Raw genomic sequence first — 22673 nt, 5'->3', positions numbered from 1 at the left:
TCACGATCGCAGCTAGGGCGGCTGCACAGCGATGCGCATTGCAAATCCAGCTCATTCCCCGCTCTTGATTCACCAAACCTGTCTTAAGCCGCATATCCTTCACTATTATTCTTCGCCCCGCGAGCGTAATCTGTTTACCGGATGGGCGCCTCGGCAGCCACTGTCGCTGTTGCGGGGTAGCCGCAATGATGACGGCCTCTCGAATCATCGTCCCGCCACGCGCAACACGCTCATTGCGAAGAGCGAGATACAACGGAGATCGGCCGTTTAGCGCTTGTGTGGCGACTGGCTCCCAATATGGTGTTTCTGCTACGCAATGCCTACAACCTGACGCTACGGTCGATTCAAGCACTTTGAGCGTCCGGCATGTGTGAATACGTTCTGAGACGGGCATACCCAGTACGCCAGTAAGACGAACTCCCGACAACTGCAGGCCTGACCGGCTGCCCCGGGTAGGAAGGTCACCGGTGTTGGTGGATGACGCTTGGCCTAGTGTAGGGTTTGAAGGCGAAAAGCATCGAGACGATCGGCGACAAGCTGCGTCGACGCAGCTCGCTTTGTTCGCGTCCGAATCAGGCCTTGACCTGCAGAGTCAAAGAGATCGGTACAATGGGTTTCCGAGAAGCAAGAGGTTTGGACCGACAGGCCAGGATACCGTGGCTGGATGGTGATTGTGGCAACCGTCACGTACCGTCGATTCGACAGCCTCAAACCGCCTGCTGCTATTCACGGCACGCAATTGCTTCAAACCAGCTCAGCAGCTTCGGCCTTGAGCCGCGCTGGCACGCCGGTTGCTACTAACACCGGCAGCGCGCAGCCTAGCCGGAACTCGGAAGACACCATGCGTCGTTGACTGCTGCACGTCTTTCTGCGGACGGACGCGGACCGCGCGCTATGTTCGCGATTCCACTAGGACAAAAGCGCGACTTCACATGAGGAAATTGTCGGTACGCCCGCAGCTTAAGTGTTGTGGTCGCAACCATTTTGGTTTCGCCAGCAGCAGGCGCCGATGAGGATTTGATGAGCGCCGCCAAACGGATTTTCAAGTCGATTCCCTCCAATCGTTCCAGCGGTGAAGGACAATCCTATAACCCATGAAACGGTCACACTTCGCAAATCCTTGTTTTTCGATCCGAGGCTATTGGCGATGGCGACGGATATGCTCTCACTGATCAGCAAAAAGCCGGGCTGAAGCTACGAAAAGGGATGCTCCTCTTGCCACAACGGAATCAAAGTCGGTCGACAGGGACTACTTCCCGTTCGGCATGAGCGAAAGGCCAGCCGAAAGCTTTGCTTCCGAGGGAGGACAAGGGTCGTTTTGCCGTAACCAAGGATCTTGGCGACGAGTATGTTTTCCGCTCGACGCCGTCGCGCAACGTCGCATTGCGTCTCTCCTACTTCCATTCTGGTCAGGTTTGGAGTCTTAAGCAAGCGGTTGACGTGATGAGTGCGGTTCAGCCTGGCGCAAAGCTCAGCGATGAAGAAGCTGACGAGATTGTCGCCTTTCTGAATTCGCTCACCGGCCAGCCGCCAAAGATCGATTACCCCGATACTGCCCACCCGGACCGTTGCAACCCCAAAAGCGCTCCTTAGACAAATAGGCCTTCACGATAGCGGACACGCTTGTTGTGATTAGCGAGGAAGATAGCGCTGCCGCAGCGAAATCAGGCGATGTCGCGGTCCAAGCTGGAGCATTCAGCAGACACACATTACGAGCCTCGAGCCCCAACCCGTTCGTCGCTGACGCAAGAATTCCCTAGGGGCCTGTCAAATAATTATCCATCTTGGGCAGCTCAATCCTGGGTCACCTCGCGTTGCAACGAAAGGCCCGCGCGCCCTGAAATGCGCCAGCAACCGGTGCTGCGAGGAAGACGCTCTTCCCTAGCTCGAGGCACAGCATATCACCTCAGATCAGCCCTTTTCCGAGCGCCCGGCAGCCGACCTTCTCCTGCGCGCACATCGGAAGGTTGGCCAAATCGGATGGCATGGACTTGTGCATCATTGACGAGTTTTACGGCCGCGTGTTCGCCAAAGCACCATCTCCAATGCAAGAGGCGATGGATCATCCTCAGTTTCCATCTCCTAGTTCCTGCATGTGCGGTTGGTGACGCGAGCGTCCAAACCCCTACAATAAGATGCGTCGATTTAAGACGTCCGGTGGAAACCGATACAAAGCCCCCCTTGCCGCTAGACGCGCAGATATTCCTTGAAACGGCACGCGGATTGCTGGGTAACGATGTCCCAGTTGCCGCGAAGGAAGCGGCCGCGGCGGAGCCGGAGTTCCAATGAGGCTTATCCGATTCATCCTGATCGATCTGGCTTTGATGCTGCTCGCACCCGAGAATGCAGAGGCCATGACCATGGCAACCGGCGCAAACTTCAAATCGGCGACCAAAGCTGTGGGATCCTTGATGCGAATTTCCGGCTCCGAGCCAGTATTCAGCTCTGGCGTGAGCCGACATGTTTACCGCCAAAGCTCTCAAGCCGCGCCATTTGGACATTCAGCAGAATCCCTCCGCCCGGAGGAGCAGGCTCAGAACTCGCGCTGCTGGACAGGCGCTTTGCCCCTCATTGGCAAGCGCACTGGGCAGCGTCCGATTGTCAAGATCCTCGCGGCGCGGGGATACTCAACAAGCCTCTGGTCTTAACACCGATCTGCAGTCCGCCGCCGCACCTTATGCCCTCACGCGAGCAGAGACGCCGTTCTGGAGCGGCACAGACTGGATTGCCGGAGGCATGGCCATCATCTGCATTGCAGCGATTGTGTTCGTAACTTGGATAGGACGATACAGCACAGGCGTAGGTTCATGAGAGAAGCAAAAACGGGCTATATTGAGGTTGCCTTCAACGACCCTCTCGCAAATATCCCGCTTGATGCGCAATTCAGCCTACCAGCCAAAGGCGTCACAGCGATTTTTGGTCCGCCCGGATGCGGCAAGACCACACTCGCGCGCTGCATCGCTGGCGTGCAGCGTCTGCCCAGCGGATTTTGTGCGGTCGATGGAGAGATTTGGCAGGATGAGACGACGTTTCGACCGCCTCATCTGCGTCCCGTCGCATATGTATTCCAGCTATCAATTCTTCCTTCTCATTGGTCTGTACGGCGCACCCTCCTATATAAGGCGTCAAAATCGACACCGACACTGATCGATTTTGATGGTGTGGTCGAATTGCTCGCCTTGGCGCCACTGCTCAAGCGCTCCCCATCACATCTTTCCGTGGCCGAGCGACAGCGACTTGCCCTTGGCAGCGCGCTGTTAGGCCAGCCTCGGCTACTTCTGCTGGACGATCCACTCATTGTGCTCGACCGCTCCGCCAAATGCGAGATCCTGCCATTTCTCGAGCGCATGCGGGAAAAGCTCCCATTGCCGATGATCTACATCAGTCATGATATCGCTGATATCGAGCGTTTTGCCGATCATCTTGTCATGATGAAAGATGGCTTCGTGAGTGCGGCCGGGCCGCTCAATGTCGTTCAGAGCGATCCGGCGCTTGCCAGGCGCGGCGAAGCGGCAGTCTGTCTTGATACCTTGGTCGGCGGCTATGACGGACGCTATGGGCTGATCACGCTCCGCCTCAACGGGGCGCGCCTTCTGATACCTGGAGTGCCGCTTAGACCGGGCGCGCAGCTGCGGCTGCGCATCGCAGCCAGCGATGTCAGCATCGCGTGCTCGCCCCCACGTGCAAGCTCTATCCTCAATGTATTTCCGGCACGCATCAAAGCCTCTCTGCCGTTCGACGACGCGGAGGTCACCTTGGTTCTGGCTCTTGAAACTGGCCGTTCTGGCGTGCCGCTTTTGGCGCGCATCACGCGCCGCTCCTTTGATGCGCTACGGCTCAGCAATGGAACGGACGTTTTTGCGGAGGTCGCGCGCGCCGTTCCGCTCGGGGCTGCCGAGCGGGGCTTGCAACGCGTGCCACGATCCGCATGAGAGCGTTCGACAGCTATGCCCAGATACGAGAAACACATCAACAGGAACCCCGCCGTGATCGATAATCTGGATGAGATAGATCCGAATAGTGTGGGGGCTGTTCTCTACCGTCCAAAAGACGATGTCGATAGGCTACTGGCCGATTTCGCTCAGGATATCGCGCAGCAAGGCGTACGCATCGGCGGCATCGTGCAGCGACACTCGAGGTGCGCAAATGGCACGCATGTCATGCTCGCAATCGACGTTGCGACGAGACAAGAGATCTCGATTTCTCAGCCACTCGGCAGCGGAGCTATGTCCTGTAATCTCGATACAAATGGGCTTGCCGAGGCGGCAGCTGTCGTTTCCCAGGCACTTCGCGACGAGATCGATCTTCTCGTGATCAACAAATTCGCCAAACAAGAAGCCGCTGGCCGCGGCCTGCGCGCCGAATTCGTTGACGCGATCACCCGAGGCGTACCAGTCCTGACAGCCGTTACGAAAAAATGCCTTGCCGAGTGGCGAACCTTCACCGCGGGCGTTAGCACGCTGCTGCCTTGCGATCGTCAATCCTTGGAGCAGTGGTGGTGCGATATTTCAACGCGCGTCGCGCGCAGCGGGGCCTTCAGCCCCAGCCGCGGTTATTGGCGACGACGATACCGGACCGCTTGATGACGACAGTGAGACTGCCGAGCACGTTGTCTTCGACATCGCCGATCAAACTCTTCCACCACCTCCGAAAACGGCCTTAGCTGTGGCGTTCGCTCCCACGCTCTGTGCCACGTGATGCCTCGCGAACGGCCGATTGCGGACCTTCAATGGCCAGACGTCGCAGTTCAACCAGCCGCACGCGCTAACCAGTTCAAGCCGACATCAACCCCTCCGTCGGTTCTGCAGTGCCTGCCGGTCGACTACGAGATTGCTAAGGTCCAGGTCTGGCTGTCGTCTCCCCGCCAACCGCCTGGCCAGCGCCCGCACACCGTCGAGCACAAAGACACCGAAATCGTAGCCGTTCCTCTGCTGGCGTATGGAGGCGTTTTGCAGGTTGGCCCCCACACGTTGTGCGAGCATGGCTGCAGGGCTATCATTGTGCCCCCTGCCGGAGTCGTAGTGGTGGGCTACGGGATTGTTGCAATCGCGGCGGTCCACCAGCAGCAGCGACCAACGGGAGCCGTGGTGATTGAGGTCCGTAGCGCTGGCATCGTTCACGGGCATGAAGAGGAAGTCGGCTGTATCATTCCCATTCCGATCATCGTCAATGCGATGGAATGCGCGGAGCGCATCCGCCTCGGCCCGTTCAATACCATTCCCCCTTGATGACATAACTCTTCATAGCCGCCCAGAGCCACACGCCGGTGCACCGTCCACAGAGCCTCCAGCGCAAAAACGCCGGCCGACGAGATGGATGCCTGAACAAAAGAGACCCCCATCGCACCGAGCTCGCGCATTACACACACTTGCCCAACCTTCCCTGCTGCAGCAGAGCGCCCGCCCCTGAGCGGCATCGCTAAAACTGAAACAGTCCAAGAGAAACGAAAGCCAACTTGCCTCATCCGAAGAGCAACGGCGTTCGCGTACTATTCCCGGGCAAGGTCGCATGAGGCACATCGGGATCGAAATTGGGCTGATCCATCGCCGTTGGAAGAGCTACCGGGATTTGATACTTGCAACGGAACGTTCTGCTTCGCATTCGATTCTTCACGCCAATGCCCTCACATCCGGACAAACCGCGTCAAGCCTGCACAGCCACATACCCAATGCACCTAAGATCTTGAGACATTGAGGTCTCTCATTTGACCATGAAGCTTTCAGAGTGATCGCCGCATGTATGATCCGGACTGTACAACCTGACGCTATGTAGAGTCCAAGCCCCAATCGCCGCCGACGGCGAGCCTGGTTCTCTTTCAAGCGTTTCAGGATCCGGCAAACCCTCGAGCCTGGTGATCTACCGCCGCTTCAAGCGGCTCAATGCGGGAGGCGCCGTAGCCTATGATTACTCGCACCTTATTTGGCAACGGCGAGCATCTGGCCTTACTAGCGCAATCTGTTGTCGCGGCGATACAGCCACTCTTGTTTGCGCCAGATGCTACGCACGTCGCGCTTCGTCAGGTTCAGTATTTCCATTAGATCTCGGCAGGCCCACAGTCATTTGGCACGTTGATGGCGAGATGAGGCAGTTTGCTCTGAGGGACGCAGAACGGGCTCTGACCAGACGCTTGCAAGCGAACATCTCAGGCGGTCGCCCAAAGCAAGACTGTTTTCATGAGTTCTGCCAAGGAATCGCTTGGCTCCAGATTTTTCGCTGATCGGCGCACTGAGCGCGCGGCTTGCCTGTATCAAAGCCGCTGGAATCTACTCCTGAGAACGGATGGCATATAGCTTGCTTCAACAGTGAAGTCACCTTCTACAGATAAGCAAATTTGTGAGGACAGCATGCTCGGAATTGGAAGTCAGTTGCCGCCGTTCGAAATCACAGGAGTGAAGCCCGGTTTTCAAGTGCAGGAGGAACGAGGACAGAGTGCATTCGAGACGCTGACCGAAGCGAGCTTTCCAGAAAAATGGAAGATCATCTTCTTCTACCCGAAGGATTTTACCTTCGTCTGCCCGACAGAGATCGCTGAGTTTGCCCGGCTTTCCAAGGATTTCGCCGACCGCGATGCGGTTGTACTGGGTGGTTCGACTGACAACGAGTTCTGCAAGCTCGCTTGGCGGCGCTCACACGTCGATCTGCACAATCTACCCATATGGCAGTTTGCCGACACAAAGGGAACGCTCGTCGATGGTCTTGGGGTGCGTTCACCCGAAGGGGTTGCCTATCGTTACACCTTTATTGTTGACCCCCAAAACACGATCCAGCACGTCTATGCGACCAACCTCAGTGTCGGGCGCAGCCCTAAGGACACGCTCCGCGTTCTGGACGCGCTGCAAACCGACGAGCTCTGTCCCTGCAACCGCGAAATCGGCGGCGAAACATTGAAGGTTGCTTGAGGCATGTTGTCGATCGAACAAATAAGCGACAGGATTCCCGATTTCGCGAAGGACGTCAGGCTTAACTTGACCTCCTTGGTGGCGGATGAGACGCTTTCGCCGCAACGAAAATACGGGCTGCTGCTGGCGAGCGCGATTGCCACCCGCAATGCAGCCCTGATTGCCACGATGGAATCGGCTGCGTCCGCCGTGATGACATCTGTGGCGATCGCTTCAGCGAAAGCCGCAGCCTCCGTGATGGCGATGAACAACGTCTACTACCGCTTTGCTCACCTCGTTTCCAACCCGGAATACAAGGTGATGCCACCACGGCTTCGTATGAACGTGATCGGCAATCCCGGCGTCGACAAGTCCGATTTCGAGCTGTGGTCGCTTGCGGTCTCTGCCATAAACGGCTGCGGAGCCTGCATCGACGCACATGAGAAAACACTGAGAGCTGCGGGCGTCAATTTCGAAGCGATCCAGACCGCCGTGCGCTTTGCCGCGATCATGCAGTCAGTGGCGATCGCAATCGAGGCCGCTGGGCCCAACCCCTCTCAAGCGGGAGACTGATCCTTCCTCTCCCATCAGATCGACTGCGTTGTGGCGCCACTCGGTGACGCCACAACCAGTCCTTCGTGGCTCCCGAAAGAGCCGGACATCGGCAAGTCATGTCTTGCCTGGCGTCCCCATGAAGAGTGTCTTGCTTGAATCCCAGGCGCCGTGCATGTGACGCGGAATGCGCCACAGATACGGTGAGATCCGGTCGCCCAACTCGGTCGCACCATGGCGCTTCGTTCCACCATCACCCAAACTTGAACAGTACTCCATATCCGCCGCGCGGATGGCTCCATTGGATGTCGCCGGTGGGCTCGGCGATCACGCGGCAGGTACCGCACTCGATGCAGCCGTCAACTGTTATCTCGACCTGGCCGTCATCGTTGAGCTCGTAGCACCGCGCGGGGCAGGCTTTCAAAAGTGCAAGTAGCTGCGGCGATGGCGTCGTGTGCGCCCGGACCTTGACGTGAGGGTAACCGACGTCAACAAGATAGCGGTTGTAATACAGCTTGTCTTCGACGCGCACTGAGGGTTCGACATTCATGCTTTGACCTTCCATTGTTGGACTTCACACACTGTTGCGGTCAGCGCCAGGCCCGGGCAAAACGACAAGCATCGCCGAACAGACCTGTCCATGACCGCGCCTTGACAAAGGATTTCAGGGTCGCCTTCTCCTTCTCAGCCTTCGGCGTACCATCGACGCGCACAAAGTTTTGCATCGCCTTGGAGATGAGCTGCGGATAGGTGAGAAAGAAGTTTTGTGAGTGAGTATGCATCAGGGGCGGCAAATCCTTGTACTTCTTTAGATCTTTGACGACGAAGGAATCGTCCAGCATCTTCTTGTAGATCGACAGATTTGTTGCACTCATTGGCTCGCCGCGCGATTTCACCAGACCTATCGCTTCGGCGGCGATGCGGCCGGAAGTCATCGCGAGATTGGAGCCCTCACGATGGACGGCATTGTTGAGTTGGGCCGCGTCGCCCACGACCAACCACCCTTCCCCATAAAGCTGCGGGATCGACTTATAACCGCCTTCAGGAATGAGATGGGCCGAATATTCCTTGACTTCGGACCCTGCTATCAGGGGCGCCACAGAGGGATGCCTCTTGAATTGATCGAGCAGGCCGTAGGGCGTCTGGCCGGTGCGCTGGAAGTCGGATACGAGACAACCTATGCCGAGCGAAATGCACTCTTTGTTGGCATAGATGAAACCCATTCCGGTCATGCCGCGGGAAATGGTACCGGCCGCCTCAATCACGACGCCTTCATCGCCCTTGAGATTGAAGCGTGCCTCGATGGTCTCGCGAGGTAAGAAGTGCATTTCCTTCACCGCAAGCGCAACATTATCGGGTGTCGGGCGCGCGCGCAGACCCGCGCGCGTCCCGAGCAGGCCATTGACCCCTTCGGCCAGCACGACGACATCGGCGTGTATTTCGCCGTCTCGGCGATCTGTACGAACACCGACGATCCTTTCACGCTCGTCCCGTGCGAGCTCGGTGACGGTCGTCTCGCACAGCACGGTCGCGCCAGCCTCCCGCACCTTGGAAGAGAACCATTTGTCAAATTGGGCGCGTATAATCGTGTAGCGGTTCGGCCGTTCCTCGTTGAAGTCCTCCGAGCGGTAATGCATGCCGACATGGGAGCGATCGTCCATCATCCAGAACCGCTGCTCGATTAGGTGACGTTCGAGCGGGGCCTCCTCTCGAAACTCGGGGACCAGCTTTTCCATCATGTCGGCGTAGAGGATGGCGCCCTGCACATTCTTTGATCCGGGATATTCGCCCCGCTCGAGCTGCAGCACCTTCATGCCGCGTTTAGCCATGGTCAATGCCGCCGCGTTGCCGGCCATACCGGCTCCGACCACGATCGCATCGAATCTCTCTTCAATCATCATCATCTCCTCTAGACTGCGATACGGGCGCGCGAATTCGGCAAAAGCCGGGCACGAAATGCGGCCGTCAGCGCCGGTAGCAATTGCATGGCGTCACTGACGATCGCGAGATGGGCGAAGTCGAAGATCGGAGCGTTCTTGTCAGTATTGACGGCGACGATGAGATCCGCGCCCTCCACGCCAACCCGGTGCTGGATCGCGCCGGAAATGCCGGCGGCAATATAGAGCTTCGGCCGGATGGTTTTGCCCGTCTGGCCGATTTGCCGGTCAGACGTAACCCATCCTTTTTGCACGAGAGGACGCGAGCAGCCATATTCAGCGCCAAGCAGAGTTGCGAGCTCGCGCACCAACCGAAAGTTCTCAGGCGATCCCAATCCCAGGCCGCCCGCAACCACGACATCGGCATAGGCCAGATTGGACGTTTCTGCATCGCGGTCGGGAAGGAACGACAATACTTTTGTGACAATATCATCTTCGACAAGGCCGAGCGGATGGACGATGATACGAGCGGCATCGCGTACGACGCGCTCAGGCATCGGCATGACCCGCGGGCGTACGGTTGCCATCTGCGGACGATAATTCAAGGTATAGATCGTGCAGAGCAGCGAGCCACCAAAGGTCGGACGCGTCGCCGCAAGAGAACCATCGGCGTCGACCTCCAGCGCGGTGCAGTCGGCAGTGAGCCCCGTCGACAGGGTCGTCGCCACGGAACCTGCGAGATCGCGACCGAGGGTCGTCGCCCCCAACAGTAGGATTTCGGGTTTGTAGGTGTTGACGAGTTCGGTTAGCGCTTTGGTGTAGGATTCGTTGCGGTAATCCGACAAAACATTGTCGCTCACGAGATAGGCCAGATCGGCGCCGTAGCAAAAGGCGTCAAGCGCGGCGTTACGTGTGTGCTGCCCCTCCGGACCGATAACGACAGCGGCAAGATTTACCTTTAGCCTGTCGGCAAGCCTGCGTCCCGCACCCATGAGCTCCCATGAAACCGGATTCACCTGGCCACGCTCCAGCTCGACGAAGACCCAGACGTGCTTGTACGCCTTGAAGTGCTCCGGCAGTTCTTTTTTGGCTGCTGCGCGGCCGGCCGGCGCCGGCATGGCCGTTCTGGTGACATTGCTCATACTCTAAATTCCCCTCAAAGATAGGCGCGCCCGCGCCACAGGTTGCTTTTTAGCTTCCTTAACTGAAGATCACTTTTGGTCAGCAAGTGGCCGGCTGCTCTGCCCGGTCTGCTTGGTCCGACCGGCCTCACAACAAGACGCGTCGTCGCGATAGACGTACCGGTCCGGCCGGATTTGGCGACGTCTTCCACACTGACCGCTTGCGCGCCGCGTTTGACGAGCGCCACCGCGGCGACCAGGGCGTCGCGGTGATTCTGACCGGTCGCTTCCATGCCTGAGTTGACGAGTCTGTTCGCTCCGCAACACCTGCGCCTCACTTTCGGCCCAGCGGCTCCACATCGACTGTGACGACGACGGCGATCCTGGCAACGCACCTGTCACGCCATCCATGCCGAGCCTCCAGTGCGGACAGCCCGTATGGGGCGACGTTGGCCCTCTTCCTGACGCATGTTGCTATCCGCCATGAGATGGATACAAATCTGAGCGGAATCGGGGACCGATTTGATGCGGACGACGCTGTGCATACCCTCTCCAGGTGTAGCGCGAACGGGCGACTTATCCATTGACCACCATCTCAAGGTTCATACGGAGCCTTGATCGCGTAAGACCGTTTCGAACGGACCTTGCGCGATCGTAGGCCACGAGATGATGGCGCAGGGCTCGGCAGGCACTAAACGCAGCATCACGGGTCTCCCTTCAACCTCATCTCGGACGACTACCATCTGTCGGCATCGATGATCGGATCGGCAGGACAACAGCAATTGTCGTACCAGTTACAAAAACAATTGAAAGTCAGTCGAAAGTAATGGTTTGGCAGACACTTGAAACAGCCGCTGATACCGTGGACACGACCAGTCCAGACATGGGTCGGGAATACGACAGCCGCCGCTCGGGTGACGGCTGCAGAGAGTTGACCCGGATAAAGACGAAGGCCGGACATCGGGTTGCCACGGCGCCCCGTCGGGCACACCTTGCTTGCAGTGGAGCGCGAGATCACTTCAGCTCGCTCAGCGGGACAAAGGCCGTGGCCTTCTTAGGGTCTGCGACGGCATCCTTCAAAACCTTGAACACTCGCTGGTCGATCGGTGACGATGCCACAAAATCGGCATAGGCCTGCTCCAGCATCGCCTTGCACCGAGCTCTGATCTCCAGCTCTGCGACACCAGCAAATTGCTCTTTTGCAAAATATTGTCCCATGCGCTTTAAGATGTGAAGGCGCGTGACATTCACGATTTTAGGGTCGTAATCGACGCCAAGTAGCAAAAAAAAATCCTCTGCCGACGAGGCCTTGCTGAGCCGATCCAGGATACGGGCTGCCGGGGACGAGTTGATCATGGAAAATTCTCCTTCGGATTAGCTCTCGACGGTAAATGAGATGGGGTTGTCCCTGTTGACTGCTGCTGTCCTGCTTCGCACAGCTGGTGCACATCGCCAAAGCCTGACTCCGCAAAACGAGCCCTCAACTTCGCTGCCCAGATCAGCAGGTACGCCGGTGACGACGTCGGTCCCGATAAAGATTTGGGATCAATGGCCAGACCACGATCGAGGTTGACGCTCGTCAGGCCGGTCGCCGGACCGGAAATCAGCCCCGTGAGAAGACGCCGATTGGCGGTCCGGGGACGGCTCGCCCTTGGGTAAGAGATCACAGCATGTATGGCGGAACGGCAAGTAAGATCTGGAGGTGAGATCGCGCCAGGGGGTCTGACGCGCGAAAGCTGGACGACGTTCACGCCCATCAGCGATATCGAACACCGTCCTTGCGGCGCGTCGGTTTGCGAATGGTCGACGCAAATGCTGTTCGACACGGCTTTTCACGCGGGGTGGCTTGCCAAGAATCCGCACACGTCGCGCCAGATCGCCGCCACGGTTTCGCGCTCGACCGGCCGCTTGTGCTCGATGGCATATTTGCGGACTTGCGACAGAATCTGTCTGGCTTGATCGGGGCTGGCGACGAGCTGCAGTTCATCGAGTAACGCGGTGATCGCCCCAAGTCCGGAATGCTTGCCGATCACAAAGCGGTTGCAGCGGCCAAGCAAAACGGGATCAAGCGATTGATAGGTGCGTTGATCCTTCAAAAGGCCATCGACATGGATGCCGGACTCGTGCGTAAATACATGCTCCCCGACGATGGCCTTGTTCGTAGGAATGGCACGTGCGGCCGCGGCTGCTACCACCGCGGCGACGTTCTCGAGCTCCGGGAGTATGATGCCGGTCTCGCGCCCGTAGAGCTGCTTGAGTGCGACCGCGATTTCCTCGAGCGGGGCATTTCCGGCCCGCTCGCCCAGCCCGATGACCGTCACCGAGGCGTGGCTCACGCCAGCCTTGATAGCGGAGAGCGTGTTGGCGGTTGCGAGTCCGAGATCATCGTGACCGTGAAACTCGAGTTCGAGATCGGTGGTCGCACGCAAATTCATGACCAGCGCGTAGGTTGCGTCGGGATCGAGCACACTGAGCGTATCTGCAATACGAAAGCGACGCGCGCCCGCGGCTTTTGCAGTTGCCATCAGTCTGATGAGAAAATCGATGTCGGCGCGGGAGGAGTCCTCACCACCGACGGCGACCTCAAGTCCGCGCGCACAGGCATAGCCTACCACTCGCTTCACCCGTTCCAGTGCCAGGTCGCGATGACCACCTAGCTTGGCCCCGATCTGGACATCGGAGGTCGGGATCGACATATTTATCATGGATACCTTTGCTTCGATCGCCGCGTCGACATCCGATTCCCGCATCCGACACCAGCCTATGGTGGTCAGCGGAAGATCTGCTTCGACAATGGCGCGGATGGCGGCGATCTCCTCGTTGCCCATCGCTGGCGTTCCCGCCTCGATCTCCGTGACTCCGGCCCGCGCCAGCGCCCGCGCGATCGCCAGCTTTTCCTCTGTGGTGAATGCAACGCCAGGTGCCTGCTCGCCGTCGCGTAATGTCGTGTCGTTGAGCACGGTGGGCTTGGCGCGCACCTGGTCGGACCAAGACGATTTTGCGGCGGTGCTAGCGGCAATCACGCGAGAGCCCCTCATTGTTTGACCTACCCAAGCTGCAGCAAATGGATTGTCGTAAATGCGACAGGCTCATGAAGCGGACGCCTTGCCTATTGCCCCGCCGAGTTCGAACTTTAATGCAGTTGCGGCGCGCCAGGATGTGAGAATTGTTGCGGAGCACTTGAGCCCGCCGCCGCCTTGGACACATGGTCACTCGCTCGAAACGGCGTCAGCCGCGCCCTCAACCTTCCGGCGGCTTACCAAATCCTGCGAGGCTTTCTCCGACGATGGTGCGATCGCGGACCCTTGTGGCAGTTCAGATGGCCAGTCGCCGGCAACGACCGGCCGAGCCGCCTGCAACAGAAAATCGCGCCGGCGCTTGGCCACCCGGCTCTCACCGCTTTCTTCGCCGAAGCAGAGGTTGAAGTCGACACATTGCGTGCACACGGGTGTCGTGCACATCACGAGGCCTTCATCCTCGCAAAGCATGCGGTAGAAGAAGCGCTTCCAGCGCATATTGTTGACATTACGCAAGGCGAGCGGCGCGAAATGGCGGCTCAGCAGCCGAGAGAGTTCGCCACGATTGCGCAAGCCGAGAGCTTCCCACAGATGGTCTGGCTCAATGGCGCGGCGCGCGATCATCGCAGCCAGCCATCGGCCGATATCCCCTTCAGTCGAGCGTTGCTTGAGCAAGAAATCGCGCAGCATTGCGATCTCGTCGTCCTCTTCGCACTCGAAAGCCGAGAACTGCTCCGCGAGCTTGATCTCAAGGGAGGGAAAGTACTGCTCCAGCAAGGCCACCAGTTCAAGGCCGGACAGGCCGGCCTTCTCGGGAAGGGAACCACCATCCATTGTGGCAGCCGCCAGGATGGACGCCAGGACATGGTGATCGAAATTGCTGTCAACGGCAATATCGGCATCTGCAGGAGGCACACCGGTGAGCAGGCTGTAGGTTGCAATTCCCCTCTGCATCTGGCTGTTGGCATCAACGGCACAAGCAGCCATCAACGGAAGGAGGTGCGCTTCGGACATAATTTTGCGGGTTTCCACAGTGGTCAGTCTTGCGCTGCCGCATCCTGGTTTTGATCAGGGTCGATCGTCAGAATGCCGGCCTCCCGGGATGGGCGGTGAGGGAGACCGGCATTCGTCGCGCGCCTTCGCAAGACCGCGACTCGCGACCTTTACGAGGCCGCGAGTTCGGCGGCGGTCTTGCCGACGACGGATTCGTCCACAGGCTTCATAATGCCATGCTCCATCAGCATGTCCTCGAGCTCGTCCATGGAGATTGGAGTCGGGATGATGCCCTTGCCGCCATTTTTGTGAACCTTGGTCGCAAGATTGCGATAGTGATCGGCCTGCTTGGAATCGGGTGCATATTCGAGCACCGTCATGCGACGTAACTCGGCATGCTGCACCACGTTGTCGCGCGGCACGAAGTAGATCAGTTGAGTGCCTAGCTTCTTGGCCAACGCTTCCGCCAGTTCCAGCTCCTTGTCGGTCTGCCGCTCATTGCAGATCAGACCGCCCAGCCGCACGCCGCCAGAGTTTGCGTATTTCAAGATTCCCTTGGAAATGTTGTTTGCGGCATACATCGCCATCATTTCACCGGACATCACGATATAGATTTCCTGCGCCTTGTTCTCCCGGATCGGCATCGCAAAGCCACCGCAAACCACGTCGCCGAGCACGTCGTATGAGACATAGTCAATGTTTTCGTAGGCGCCGTTCTCCTCCAGGAAATTGATCGAGGTAATGACGCCGCGGCCGGCGCAGCCGACACCCGGCTCAGGACCACCGGACTCCACGCAGCGAATGTCCTTGTAGCCGACCTTCATTACGTCCTCGAGCTCGAGGTCCTCCACGCTGCCGGCGCTCGCTGCAAGGCTCAAAATCGTGTCTTGCGCCTTGGCGTGCAGAATCAGGCGGGTCGAGTCCGCTTTCGGGTCGCACCCTACAATCAGGATTTTCTGACCCATCTCAGCCAGCGCCGCCAGCGTGTTCTGCGAAGTGGTCGACTTGCCGATGCCGCCCTTCCCGTAAAACGCGATTTGTCTCAGTGAAGACATGTTGCTCTCCATCAACCGATTTGCCAAAAGTTGCGCGCTTCTTGCGCGCGAGCTTGTTTCTCTCGCAGAAACGGGGGCACACGGGTTCAAGGGAAGGAGCGCATCGCTCGTCTTACGCGTCGGCGTGCACTCAGCCCTCACTCAGTGTTGCTGCCGCTTATTAGCAACCGCCGTGCCAACGCTTGACCGCGCTCCTTAAGCTTCTGATTACGTTTCTGAAAACCAACTAGCCGGTGAGCAAGGTCCTGGCTGTTTCGGATCTAACAGGACCTGCGCGGCTGTCAGAAAACTAACAACGACCACAACCATCAACGCGAAAAGCCGATTTGAGGCGACCTGTTCCGATGCCTTCAGGTGTGGAACGGAACTTGCTCCGATTTGACGACAGTGAATATGCCGGTCGGGCCCGAAGCCTGGCGCATCAGCCGCGAGGTTGCATACAATGGTACGGCGCTTGGTGCGCTGACTTTGGAGATGATCGGCAAAGAAACTGAACAGGCTCCCGAAGCAGCGGCGCCGTGCCAATCGTTCAGCTCAGCGCGCCTGCATAGGTATATCGTGGCGACAATCATCTTTTATCATAAGCCCGGCTGCGCCACTAACGCGCGTCAGATCCAAGCGCTGAAGTCCGCCGGCCACGACGTGATCGCCCAAGACATCTTGAAGGAGCCATGGGATGCGGAGGAATTACGCGGCTTCTTCGGCAATATGCCCGTCGCCTCCTGGTTCAACCGAGATGCGGCACGTACCAAGTCAGGCGAAGTCAATCCCGATACTACCGACGCGGCAAGCGCACTCGCATTGATGGTCGGCGATCCGCTCCTGATACGACGACCGCTGATCGACGTTGACGGGGCACGATGTGCCGGACTTGATCATGAGCCCGTGCTGTCGCTGCTTGGCCGCAAGACGCAAGATGATCTCGAGGGATGCTTGCACGAAGCAAACCCCACGCGTTGTCCGCAGACCTGAGGAAAACGGAGCGTCCCCCAGCCCATCAACAAGCTAAAGGTGACGTTTCCCACTTCCGGCTTCCTTCACGGGCAAGAGGCCACGGGACCTTCGCTGAGACGGCCCGCGCGAGTGGCTGTTCCGTAATGGGTATCGCCTATATTGCGCTAGAATGCCGCGCGCCCTTGTGAGAGGCCGCGACAGTTGCCGCTTATCGCGCATGACGTCCGCGGCCTGGATTGGATCAGAGCACCAAGCCGAGAGGTGGTTTCTTGAAGAGCCTCGGCTCTCTTGAATTGAATAACAATCAGAACAGATCTCCAAGCTTCGCGGCCGTGATCCTTATGCAACTTAGCGGCTTAATTGCGCTCTGCCCGCTCCCATTTTGATCGGCATCAAATCCTCCGCCATTCCCTGTGTGTGACAGAGATCTCGCGCGGCTCTTCGCGCGAATTTTGGAATGGAGAATTCGATGAGAACAAGGACAGTTCTGACGAGGGCATCACTCCTCGCGCTAACGGCCTCGTTGGCCAACATTCCGGTACAGGCTGCAGATCTGGGCCGGTCGTCGATCTACTATAAAGCGCCCCCGATCGAACCCTTCAATCCATGGATGATCCGCCTCCGCGTGCTTGGCGTTTTGCCGGATACCGCAGGCAGCTCAGTCAGCGTCGCCGGGGCGCCCTCGCTGTCCTCACCAAGGTCTGGGCTTTCGATCAGCGATCAAGCCATACCCGAGCTCGACATCACCTATTTCTTCACAAAAAACGTTGCCGCCGAACTCATTCTCGGCGTGACCCGCCATCACATTAGCGGCAATGGCGCGCTCACCGGCCTCGATATCGGCAAAGCCTGGCTGTTGCCGCCAACACTGACCCTGCAATATCACTTCACCGATTTCGGCGCGCTCAAGCCCTATATCGGCGCGGGCATCAATTACACCGCATTCTTCAACCAATCGGCAGCCAATACGTCGCTCGTCGGTCTTGCCGTTACGGATTTGCGCATCAGCAACCAATTCGGCGCGGCGGTCCAATTCGGCTTCGATTACATGCTTGATCGTAACTGGGGCCTCAACTTTGACGTGAAGAAGCTATGGCTGCGGCCGGAGTACTCCGCGACCGTAAACAATACGATTGCCGTCACCGGGCGCGCCAACATTGACCCGTGGCTCGTCAGCGGCGGCGTCACTTACAAGTTCTGAGGCTGGAACAGGATCAGAAAGGGAGTCCGTTTGATCAATCCGGACGCGGCGAGTTCATCGAGCGCGTCCCCTAATCTCACCTCAGTCCAAGCAGAGCGAGATGACGCGTCAAGGACGCCTCATCTCGCGAGATGCGGAGAGCCATTATCGCGCGGCATGGAGTGACAGCACACAAACAGATCGCCCAGCATGCGCGCAAAAGGCGCCATTTGCCGATTAGGCCGGAGAAGAAAGGCGGCACGCCGCGGAAACGTCAATGACTTGCTGTTCTCAAATCCGGGGCGTGATGCTACGCTCAGTCTCAGACGCTCTGACCTCCGAGCGGCCAGCTCATCGCGGACAAGCCGTCGATGCTTGCTAGCCCGGGCAAGTGGCCGCTAACCGGCCTCTAGCTTCGCTTTAACACCATCACAAGACGGTCGACACGTTTGCCCCGCTTGAGGTGGGAGTTTACGATTTCGTCGACATCCTCAGGCGTGGTCGCGCGATACCACACTCCATCGGGATAGACGACCATCAAGGGACCAGAGTTACAAAAGCCAAGGCAGCCTGCCATCGTGAAGCCAATATCGTTGAGGCCTTCCGCTTCGATCGTCTTGACCATTCGATCCCAGAGGGCTTGCGCGCCGGAGGCGCCACAGCTGCCGTGCGGATGAGTTGGCGGACGCTGCGTGTTGCAGGCAAAGACATGATGCCTATAAAGTTGAGGAAGCTCGAATTCGGTTTCTGAGTTCATGCGCCTATCCTGTGATCGATGGGGTTCATCTGAGAAGAGACAAGATGCGAGCACATCCCCCACAATCTCTTACGAATAAACGCCGCATCCACCAATTGATGCTAATGATTCCCACTCGCGCCTGCCAAAGCAGGCAAAATGAGCGGGCGCCATAGTGATTGTCGTCGCTGAAGATCAGCGATAGATGTCTTCGCGTCCAGAGCAGCCTCCTTGATCAATTCCGACCTCTTCTGCCCTCATCGCGATCCTTGCTCACCATCCAACTTCTCCAAAGCAAATTACACACCACATGCGTAACGTTCGTTTCTGCATCGATCCCTTGCTTTGCGCGACTAACAATCATTGCGACGGTTGCGACAATGTCGTTCGCTTCTGTTTCGGACACGACAAATCTCGCATAGTGTTTGACCCTTCAACCTTCTGCAGTTCGTACGCAGAACAACCACGACTCTCGTTTATTTTACCGAGCTCTTGCGCTATCATATCTTGGAATGAGCAGTGATCTTCATGACCCTCGAGCCGCCTAGCGAGGAGCTCAAAGATCGTGCGGTGAATCGCGCGCCGTTGTTCTGCCATGGGTGATCGGCTGGCCGCATTGACCAGCACGAGCCCACGGCATCTTTTTCGCCCTGAAGCTGGACGCTGCGTTCCGCCGCTGCCCATCTGTCGTTTGCTCACCAGATAGCGCCTGTCGCGAGAGCCCAACGAGGCAGGACTGATCGACGAGCCACCTTTGAGGCTGCAGACCAAGCCGATCGCCATCCCCGTCGGCAGCAACGTTAAACCGCAACACAGCTGTCCCAAATTGGGACCACACTTCGCACGATACGCATCAAGACACGCTTGCAGCTGCAAATGCGAAACAACGAACGCGAGCCCATGAATGCATTTGCTCCTAGCCGGCCCTAACTGACGATGGTGGCGCCATTCGCTGAGAGCGTCGCACGAACCGAGGTTTGGCATGGCAGTTGCAGCGCAGGGAATAATGCTGGCTGCGCCGTCTGGCCTTCTGACACAGGATCGTCATTCCTCCTGGCCAAACGGTCCTGTCAGTCTGGGTCCCGCCGTTCTCCAAGCCCAGACGATGCCCTCGGCGAACTTCCAGCCGCCGGGGGCATTTCCCGCTCAAATATATCGCCGGCAACAGGAAAGCATATCCCGCCTGCCGGCTCGATTTGACGAGCCAGCGCAAGAGCAGCTTGTTGGTGCAGCGGAGATCGCGGAGTGCAAGGCCCCAATCCGACGAGCAGTCCGTTCTGTCTCACAAATCAAAAGCTGTGACACGCATCTGCCAAACGCTCATGAGTACAATGGCCTCATCCGAGAGGCAAATCGCCTCAGGCAGCTTGAGCACAACAAAGCTATAGACCCGTTAGTCCGGATGGATCGTGATATCCATGGTTTCGTCGCTGTCCCCGAAGGGGTCAGCAAACCGATCGTCCTCGAGCAGCTTGACACCGCACAGGCAGACTTCACCTTCGATCACGGCGAGCGCTACCGGCTCAAGCGATTGTCCATCGCAAGGACCGTCGATGCACATTCCAGTGTCGATCTCGAATCTTGCACCGTGCCGGCCGCATCCGAGAAAGGCGCGGTCCGCCGAGAAAAACGCACCGGAGCCCATGTTGAGCCAGGCGCTCTCATGCGGACAACGATTGACGTAAACGAGGTAGTCATTGCCGAAGGTGCGCACCACACTAATTGGAAACGGCCGGCTCTCGCCCCTATCATCAATCCGCGACAGGCTAAAGCCCATGACCTCACTCCGCTTGATGGCATCGGCCGGACAGACGGCAAAAACCTCGATGTGACCGCTCATCGGGTCGCCGATTATAGGTTCGCGCATCCCGGCCTCGCAGTTTCCTGCTTGAAGGCTTGGATCGCAGTCCGGCTCAGCTGAAAAATCCCACGGCCACGAGCGAGCGGCCGATAAGCCGAGCTGGCACGGGTCTTGAGGACGTCAAACCACTGGTTCGGCGTGAGCTTCGCCGGACGCTCGCTGATTTGGATCACCCTTCCGTTCGGAGCGAAGCGGACGTGGATGATGACTTGTTGCGAGTTCATACCGATCCCCTGTCTTGGTAACCCTAGAGATCCTGAGCGGACACCGAGAATCTCGACTGTAATGTGCTTGGTTTGGGGCCTCTTGACGCGTAGGCTCTCAAGCCGCGCCTTGGACGCGCCGCCTTCTCTGCTAGCGAGTAGATCTTCTTCGCGCTCGCTGGGGAGCATTTCTCCTGCGGCCTTAAGACGAGTGCATGCCTCCAGCGGCATCCGGCGCGCTCCCGCCATGTGGATCACGATGTGTCCGACAACGCTGCGACAAACGACATATCCTCGGTCCGTTTGCTCTCGCGATGAGAAACACCACGCTCATCGCAATTCAATCCTCGTTCTTTCGTGTCGTGGATGACGCGCATCTCAGTAAATCGCCGCACCCGCTCCCACGTTGATCGACGCATCTTTCATGGTCTCGACGATGAACTCGATCTGCTTGTTCGTGAGATGGGTGTGAAACGGAAGCGCAAGAGCGCGATCTGATATTTTTTCCGCAACCAGGAAATCGCCACGCCGATAGCCGACGTCAAAGTAGTGGCGTTGCAAGTGCAGCGGTTGGCTATAGGCGGCGGATTCAACCTGCGCGACGCGCAGATCATCGATAATGGCGTCGCGCCCCGATCGAGTGAAGCGTGTCCCCAGATGAACGAGATAAAGCAACCAGTTCACCTCGGTTACATCGGGGCCAACATAAGGCGGCTTGAGGCCCTCAAATGATTGCATATGCGCGTTATAAAGCTGCTCGATGAACCGACGCCGCTCCAGGATTTCATCGAGACGCTTGAGCTGCGCTAGGCCCAAGGCAGCCGTGAGATCGCTCATGCCGGCCTGATAAGGCGCCGTGCTACCGACAACAACGGAAGAACGCTCGTCCAGGCGATGGGCGCGATGGCGGCGCAAGCCGAGCGCGATGTCGATATCGTCGGTCACCACCATTGCGCCTTCGCCACAGGTTAGGGCCACCGGCTGAGCAAAGTCGAATACCGCGAGGTCGCCAAACCGGCCGACGAGCTCACCCATGTAACTCGATCCGATCGCCTCGGTGGAATCCTCCAAAAGCAGCAGCTGATGGCGCTGCGCGACCGCTCGCAGCTCCGACCATGGCGCTGGATGACCGTTGGGATTGCCGGCGACAATCGCTCGCGTGTTGGCCGTGATGCGCTCTTCGGCCTTCGCTGGGACTAATGCTCCCGACCAATAGTCGACATCTGCAAATACCGCTCGTGCGCCTGCGAGACTGATGGCATGCGCGGTCTCACGAAAGGAGTAGGGCGAGGCGATAACCTCCTGCCCCGGGCCAATGCCGAGCGCCCTCAGCGCAAGGAGGAGCCCGATGGTACCACTCGAGACCGCAACAGCATATTTGCGCCCAAGATAGGCGGCGAAAGCGTGCTCAAACGCCTCGGTGATCCGCCCGTTGGAGATCTGCGGCGAACATAGCAGCGTTTCCACGGCAGAGAGCTCGGCGAAGGTGATATCGGGATCGGACAGTGGAATGAATGATGTACTCTCGTCCACAGTGTGCACGCCACCAAGCCGATGCTCTGCTAGTTCAGTGCTCACAGCCCAACATTCCTTTTGGCCAATACGATGCCGGTCGCCCGCGTCGGATCGGCCGTAATCTGCACGCAGTGATCCGATCCATCGATCAGATGAAGGTCGAAACTCGGAAACTGCCGGAACGGCTGGTGCGGCACATCCGACGCATCACAGCGCACCCAAGCAAGCTGCGGAAAGCGGCGCCGCAGCTCGGCAAACGGGCGCATCTCGGCGCCATCGGCTGCAAGCAGCCGCTCGATTTCGATCACTTCCTTCGCGGTGAGCGCCATCGTGGCTCCTTTATGACTGGCGAAAGGCGGGCCGTCATTGCCAAAACAGACGCTCCGGATCCGCATTCAATTCGTCGATTGCCGAAGTCAACCGATGGCAAAGGCTGTAAAACTCCCAGATTCCTCCCGCGTGGTTCTTGCGAAACAGCTTCCAGACCCCGCTCACGGCATCATATAGAATCAGCGCGACATCGATGAGAGCGCCATCTTTGTTGATGTTACGCGAGCAACACGGGCTCTCGACGAGGTAGCCGCCCCTCACCGGCGTCACGTTCGGCGAGACGTAGAGATAGCGCTTGCGCGAGCTCAAGCCGCGCTCGATCCGTTTGCGATCGAGCTCGTTGGGGTGAGGCACTAGCCCCGCCTTTATCTTTCTCATCAGCGCAGCATTCATGCGAAAGC

General features: G+C 58.3%; 22 protein-coding genes. 9 read left to right on the top strand and 13 right to left on the bottom strand.

Annotated elements, in window-relative coordinates; genetic code table 11:
• Positions 1–1290: 1290 nt before the first annotated feature.
• The 7 genes from GGD67_RS39235 (at position 1291) to GGD67_RS12920 (ending at position 7451) form a co-directional block, all read left to right on the top strand.
• Entirely contained in the window at positions 1291–1593 is a 303-nt protein-coding gene (locus GGD67_RS39235; protein WP_246790766.1) for a hypothetical protein, read from the top strand.
• Between the two features lie 692 nt (positions 1594–2285).
• Positions 2286–2648, top strand: a complete 363-nt coding sequence (locus tag GGD67_RS39230; RefSeq protein WP_246790765.1) for a hypothetical protein — start codon at positions 2286–2288, stop codon at positions 2646–2648.
• Positions 2649–2807: 159 nt separating this feature from the next.
• Positions 2808–3932: a molybdenum ABC transporter ATP-binding protein gene (gene modC / locus GGD67_RS12940; RefSeq protein ID WP_179733230.1), complete on the top strand. Its 1125-nt coding sequence runs from the start codon at positions 2808–2810 to the stop codon at positions 3930–3932.
• A 54-nt stretch (positions 3933–3986) separates the two neighbouring features.
• Positions 3987–4583, top strand: a complete 597-nt coding sequence (locus GGD67_RS12935; RefSeq protein WP_312013678.1) for a DUF2478 domain-containing protein — start codon at positions 3987–3989, stop codon at positions 4581–4583.
• A gap of 441 nt (positions 4584–5024) precedes the next feature.
• The gene (locus GGD67_RS39905; RefSeq protein ID WP_179733226.1) at positions 5025–5228 is read left to right on the top strand and encodes a hypothetical protein; all 204 of its coding nucleotides are present in this window, start codon (positions 5025–5027) and stop codon (positions 5226–5228) included.
• A 1116-nt stretch (positions 5229–6344) separates the two neighbouring features.
• Positions 6345–6899, top strand: a complete 555-nt coding sequence (locus GGD67_RS12925) for a peroxiredoxin (RefSeq protein ID WP_179733224.1) — start codon at positions 6345–6347, stop codon at positions 6897–6899.
• 3 nt (positions 6900–6902) lie between these two features.
• Positions 6903–7451 (top strand): carboxymuconolactone decarboxylase family protein, encoded by a 549-nt coding sequence (locus tag GGD67_RS12920; RefSeq protein ID WP_179733222.1) that lies wholly within the window; start codon positions 6903–6905, stop codon positions 7449–7451.
• Between the two features lie 232 nt (positions 7452–7683).
• Here the strand turns inward: GGD67_RS12920 and GGD67_RS12915 are convergent, their stop codons facing one another.
• From GGD67_RS12915 to nifH, 8 genes are all read right to left on the bottom strand, one after another.
• A complete protein-coding gene (locus tag GGD67_RS12915) occupies positions 7684–7980 on the bottom strand; it encodes a ferredoxin family protein (RefSeq protein WP_179733220.1) in 297 nt (98 codons plus the stop codon).
• A 40-nt stretch (positions 7981–8020) separates the two neighbouring features.
• Positions 8021–9328, bottom strand: coding sequence for an FAD-dependent oxidoreductase (locus GGD67_RS12910; RefSeq protein ID WP_179733219.1), 1308 nt, complete (start codon positions 9326–9328; stop codon positions 8021–8023).
• Between the two features lie 11 nt (positions 9329–9339).
• Positions 9340–10449, bottom strand: coding sequence for an electron transfer flavoprotein subunit alpha/FixB family protein (locus tag GGD67_RS12905; protein ID WP_179733217.1), 1110 nt, complete (start codon positions 10447–10449; stop codon positions 9340–9342).
• A gap of 14 nt (positions 10450–10463) precedes the next feature.
• Complete coding sequence (locus GGD67_RS12900; protein ID WP_179733215.1) at positions 10464–10721, bottom strand: hypothetical protein; 258 nt, start codon at positions 10719–10721, stop codon at positions 10464–10466.
• 721 nt (positions 10722–11442) lie between these two features.
• Positions 11443–11784, bottom strand: coding sequence for a nitrogenase stabilizing/protective protein NifW (nifW, locus tag GGD67_RS12895; protein ID WP_179733213.1), 342 nt, complete (start codon positions 11782–11784; stop codon positions 11443–11445).
• Positions 11785–12260: 476 nt separating this feature from the next.
• On the bottom strand, positions 12261–13451 hold the full coding sequence (nifV, locus tag GGD67_RS12890; protein ID WP_409411345.1) for a homocitrate synthase: 1191 nt from the start codon (positions 13449–13451) through the stop codon (positions 12261–12263).
• 186 nt (positions 13452–13637) lie between these two features.
• A complete protein-coding gene (locus GGD67_RS12885; RefSeq protein ID WP_179733211.1) occupies positions 13638–14459 on the bottom strand; it encodes a nitrogen fixation protein NifQ in 822 nt (273 codons plus the stop codon).
• A 149-nt stretch (positions 14460–14608) separates the two neighbouring features.
• Positions 14609–15493 carry a nitrogenase iron protein gene (nifH, locus tag GGD67_RS12880; protein ID WP_179733819.1) on the bottom strand — a complete coding sequence of 295 codons (885 nt, stop codon included), beginning with the start codon at positions 15491–15493 and terminating at the stop codon, positions 14609–14611.
• Between the two features lie 558 nt (positions 15494–16051).
• Here nifH and GGD67_RS12875 point away from each other — a divergent pair.
• On the top strand, positions 16052–16465 hold the full coding sequence (locus GGD67_RS12875) for an ArsC/Spx/MgsR family protein (protein ID WP_179733817.1): 414 nt from the start codon (positions 16052–16054) through the stop codon (positions 16463–16465).
• Positions 16466–16904: 439 nt separating this feature from the next.
• Positions 16905–17648 (top strand): OmpW family protein, encoded by a 744-nt coding sequence (locus GGD67_RS12870; protein WP_179733209.1) that lies wholly within the window; start codon positions 16905–16907, stop codon positions 17646–17648.
• Between the two features lie 388 nt (positions 17649–18036).
• On the opposite strand, the gene GGD67_RS12865 is transcribed toward GGD67_RS12870, so the two are convergent.
• The 5 genes from GGD67_RS12865 to GGD67_RS12845 form a co-directional block, all read right to left on the bottom strand.
• The gene (locus GGD67_RS12865; RefSeq protein ID WP_179733207.1) at positions 18037–18384 is read right to left on the bottom strand and encodes a ferredoxin; all 348 of its coding nucleotides are present in this window, start codon (positions 18382–18384) and stop codon (positions 18037–18039) included.
• Positions 18385–19756: 1372 nt separating this feature from the next.
• Positions 19757–20203 (bottom strand): Rieske (2Fe-2S) protein, encoded by a 447-nt coding sequence (locus GGD67_RS12860; protein ID WP_246790764.1) that lies wholly within the window; start codon positions 20201–20203, stop codon positions 19757–19759.
• A 602-nt stretch (positions 20204–20805) separates the two neighbouring features.
• Positions 20806–21960: a DegT/DnrJ/EryC1/StrS aminotransferase family protein gene (locus GGD67_RS12855; RefSeq protein ID WP_179733815.1), complete on the bottom strand. Its 1155-nt coding sequence runs from the start codon at positions 21958–21960 to the stop codon at positions 20806–20808.
• Positions 21961–22001: 41 nt separating this feature from the next.
• Positions 22002–22271 carry a DUF6129 family protein gene (locus tag GGD67_RS12850; protein ID WP_179733203.1) on the bottom strand — a complete coding sequence of 90 codons (270 nt, stop codon included), beginning with the start codon at positions 22269–22271 and terminating at the stop codon, positions 22002–22004.
• A 34-nt stretch (positions 22272–22305) separates the two neighbouring features.
• Positions 22306–22665: a DUF3024 domain-containing protein gene (locus tag GGD67_RS12845; protein ID WP_179733201.1), complete on the bottom strand. Its 360-nt coding sequence runs from the start codon at positions 22663–22665 to the stop codon at positions 22306–22308.
• Positions 22666–22673 lie beyond the last annotated feature (8 nt).

The sequence above is a fragment of the Bradyrhizobium sp. IAR9 genome (assembly GCF_013408065.1).
GTDB lineage: Bacteria > Pseudomonadota > Alphaproteobacteria > Rhizobiales > Xanthobacteraceae > Bradyrhizobium.
The sequence above is the reverse complement of the archived record's forward strand: the minus strand, read 5'-3'. Positions and strand labels throughout refer to the sequence as shown.

Bases quoted from the DNA above. Each gene is read 5' to 3' on its own strand.
- GGD67_RS39230 (WP_246790765.1), top strand. From the start codon at position 2,286: ATGAGGCTTATCCGATTCATCCTGATCGATCTGGCTTTGATGCTGCTC.
- modC (WP_179733230.1), top strand. From the start codon at position 2,808: ATGAGAGAAGCAAAAACGGGCTATATTGAGGTTGCCTTCAACGACCCT.
- GGD67_RS12925 (WP_179733224.1), top strand. From the start codon at position 6,345: ATGCTCGGAATTGGAAGTCAGTTGCCGCCGTTCGAAATCACAGGAGTG.
- GGD67_RS12920 (WP_179733222.1), top strand. From the start codon at position 6,903: ATGTTGTCGATCGAACAAATAAGCGACAGGATTCCCGATTTCGCGAAG.
- GGD67_RS12915 (WP_179733220.1), bottom strand. From the start codon at position 7,980: ATGAATGTCGAACCCTCAGTGCGCGTCGAAGACAAGCTGTATTACAAC.
- GGD67_RS12910 (WP_179733219.1), bottom strand. From the start codon at position 9,328: ATGATTGAAGAGAGATTCGATGCGATCGTGGTCGGAGCCGGTATGGCC.
- GGD67_RS12905 (WP_179733217.1), bottom strand. From the start codon at position 10,449: ATGAGCAATGTCACCAGAACGGCCATGCCGGCGCCGGCCGGCCGCGCA.
- GGD67_RS12900 (WP_179733215.1), bottom strand. From the start codon at position 10,721: ATGGAAGCGACCGGTCAGAATCACCGCGACGCCCTGGTCGCCGCGGTG.
- nifW (WP_179733213.1), bottom strand. From the start codon at position 11,784: ATGATCAACTCGTCCCCGGCAGCCCGTATCCTGGATCGGCTCAGCAAG.
- GGD67_RS12885 (WP_179733211.1), bottom strand. From the start codon at position 14,459: ATGTCCGAAGCGCACCTCCTTCCGTTGATGGCTGCTTGTGCCGTTGAT.
- nifH (WP_179733819.1), bottom strand. From the start codon at position 15,493: ATGTCTTCACTGAGACAAATCGCGTTTTACGGGAAGGGCGGCATCGGC.
- GGD67_RS12870 (WP_179733209.1), top strand. From the start codon at position 16,905: ATGGAGAATTCGATGAGAACAAGGACAGTTCTGACGAGGGCATCACTC.
- GGD67_RS12865 (WP_179733207.1), bottom strand. From the start codon at position 18,384: ATGAACTCAGAAACCGAATTCGAGCTTCCTCAACTTTATAGGCATCAT.
- GGD67_RS12860 (WP_246790764.1), bottom strand. From the start codon at position 20,203: ATGAGCGGTCACATCGAGGTTTTTGCCGTCTGTCCGGCCGATGCCATC.
- GGD67_RS12850 (WP_179733203.1), bottom strand. From the start codon at position 22,271: ATGGCGCTCACCGCGAAGGAAGTGATCGAAATCGAGCGGCTGCTTGCA.
- GGD67_RS12845 (WP_179733201.1), bottom strand. From the start codon at position 22,665: ATGAATGCTGCGCTGATGAGAAAGATAAAGGCGGGGCTAGTGCCTCAC.